3 protein-coding genes are annotated in these 2,156 nt (G+C 65.7%); 1 reads left to right on the top strand and 2 read right to left on the bottom strand.

The features are described 5' to 3' along the window. Nucleotides 1-392 precede the first annotated feature (392 nt). Nucleotides 393-845 (bottom strand): S1C family serine protease, encoded by a 453-nt coding sequence (locus MKK84_RS17130; RefSeq protein ID WP_243921762.1) that lies wholly within the window; start codon nt 843-845, stop codon nt 393-395. A gap of 87 nt (nt 846-932) precedes the next feature. Here MKK84_RS17130 and MKK84_RS17125 point away from each other — a divergent pair, with 87 nt between their 5' ends. Next, nucleotides 933-1,259, top strand: coding sequence for a hypothetical protein (locus MKK84_RS17125; RefSeq protein ID WP_243921760.1), 327 nt, complete (start codon nt 933-935; stop codon nt 1,257-1,259). A 55-nt stretch (nt 1,260-1,314) separates the two neighbouring features. Here the strand turns inward: MKK84_RS17125 and groEL are convergent. Then, on the bottom strand, nt 1,315-2,156 hold an 842-nt coding region (gene groEL / locus MKK84_RS17120; RefSeq protein ID WP_243921758.1), incomplete at its 5' end, for a chaperonin GroEL.

The raw sequence follows: 2,156 nt of genomic DNA, 5'->3' as shown, positions 1-2,156 counted from the left end.
GGCATTTCCTCCCCCCGCCGGGCAAACTGCCGCCCGGTCTCACGCCCGCATCCGAGGCACGCCCCGTACCGGTCCGCCGCCCGGGGCGATGGCGGCTGAGAGCCACCGACGCGGGCACCGCCCCGTCCCCGGACCCGCCCGGTCAGCCACCGGGCGGGCCCCCGAAGGACGCCCCTGGGTCACCCCAGAAGCGTCGCGGACAGGTGGCGGCTAATGAGCACAAAATAGGAACATTGTCAAGGGCGACGGACAATTGGCGGCCTCGGCGCCGTTCTTATCAACGGTGATCTGTCATCCGATTGCCTCTGGAGGACAGGGAGGACGTCGCCACCCTATCGACCGACGATACATGACCCGTGATCCGAGGTGGGACGTGTGCAACCTCCAACGCCTCAGTGGCAGACGACCTGAACCGTAAAGTCGCGCGCCTTCACGGCGATCGCTGCACCGTCCATCGGATCGGTCGTGCGCACGGTGATCGGCGGCTCGACGCCGTTCGCCTCCAGGAAATTCAGCGCGATCATGGATTTGATGGCGAAATTGACGTTCTGCGGGATGCCGCAGGAGGCAAACGCCACCTGCTTGGACTGGATCACCCCGATCTCGTTGCCGAACCGATTCAGCGCCGGGCCGCCACTGTTGTCCTGATGGACCGGCGCCGAGATCTGGATCTTGCGCATGTCGTCGCCGGAGCCGACCGTCGCCGTCACGTTGCCGAGCGGCTTGCCGATGGTCCAGGATCCGAAATCGAGGGACCTCGGATCGGCCGCCCGCCGCCGCCTCCCGCGGTGACGGAGCGGGGCGCTGCATTGCAATGCGCGGCAGCACCGCCGACGCGACGACACTCAGGTGTCCTAGTCCCCTGGAAGAGCCCGCTTCGACGGCCCACGATCAGGAGCAGCCCGCCAACACGCTATGACGATTGATCGGCCATGGACTTTGCCGCAGACGACAATGCCGCGTTGCGAGACGACTGGATCGGCTGCGGCCGATTCGTTCTCCGCGAGGACCTCAAATATTCAGACCATGCTGAAATCTATAATTGGATACTTAAGTTTATTGGTACAGGGACCAGCGACCCGGAGTACGACAGGATCTGCCATCTGATCTATCACAGCACGAATTTGGATATCCCGAGCAGCGGATTGCAGCGTCTTCGCCTTGAGCTGATCGATACAGTCCGCGCGAAGATCGAGCGCGAGTCCGGCGCGGGCATCCTGGCCGACCGACCGGTTCCGAGGTCGCGCACCGGCCAATAGAAAAGGGGCCGCCTCTCGGCGACCCCCTTCCTGCGTCTCGACGGGTGGCTTGGACTTAGAAGTCCATGCCGCCCATGCCGCCGCCGCCCGGCATCGCGGGGGCGCCGCTGTCCTTCTTCGGCGCGTCGGCGACCATCGCCTCGGTGGTCACCAGCAGGCCGGCCACCGAAGCGGCGTCCTGCAGGGCGGTGCGCACGACCTTGGCCGGGTCGACGATGCCGGCCTGGATCATGTCGACATACTCTTCGGTCTGGGCGTTGAAGCCGTAGGTCTCCGAGGAGGTGTTGTCGGTGATCTTGCCGACCACGATCGAGCCCTCGACGCCCGCGTTCTGAGCGATCTGGCGGATCGGGGCCTCAAGGGCCTTCAGCACGATCTTGATGCCGGCCTGGACGTCCGGAATGTCGGACTTCAGCTCGGCGACCGCCTTCTTGGCGCGCAGCAGCGCGGTGCCGCCACCGGGGACGATGCCTTCCTCGACCGCCGCGCGGGTGGCGTTGAGGGCGTCGTCGACGCGATCCTTCTTCTCCTTGACCTCGACTTCGGTCGCGCCGCCGACGCGGATCACCGCGACGCCGCCCGCGAGCTTGGCCAGACGCTCCTGCAGCTTCTCACGGTCGTAGTCCGAGGTGGTCTCCTCGATCTGCGCCTTGATCTGCGAGATACGACCCTCGATGTCGGACTTCTCGCCGACGCCGTCGATGATCGTGGTGTTCTCCTTCTCGATCCGCACGCGCTTGGCGCGGCCGAGCATGGGGAGCGTCACGTTCTCGAGCTTGATCCCGAGATCCTCGGCGATCATCTGGCCCTTGGTCAGGATCGCGATGTCTTCCAGCATCGCCTTCCGGCGATCACCGAAGCCCGGCGCCTTGACGGCCGCGACCTTCAGGCCGCCGC

Origin of the sequence: Methylobacterium sp. E-065, from assembly GCF_022829605.1 — a bacterium.
Lineage (GTDB): Bacteria > Pseudomonadota > Alphaproteobacteria > Rhizobiales > Beijerinckiaceae > Methylobacterium.
The sequence above is the reverse complement of the archived record's forward strand: the minus strand, read 5'-3'. Positions and strand labels throughout refer to the sequence as shown.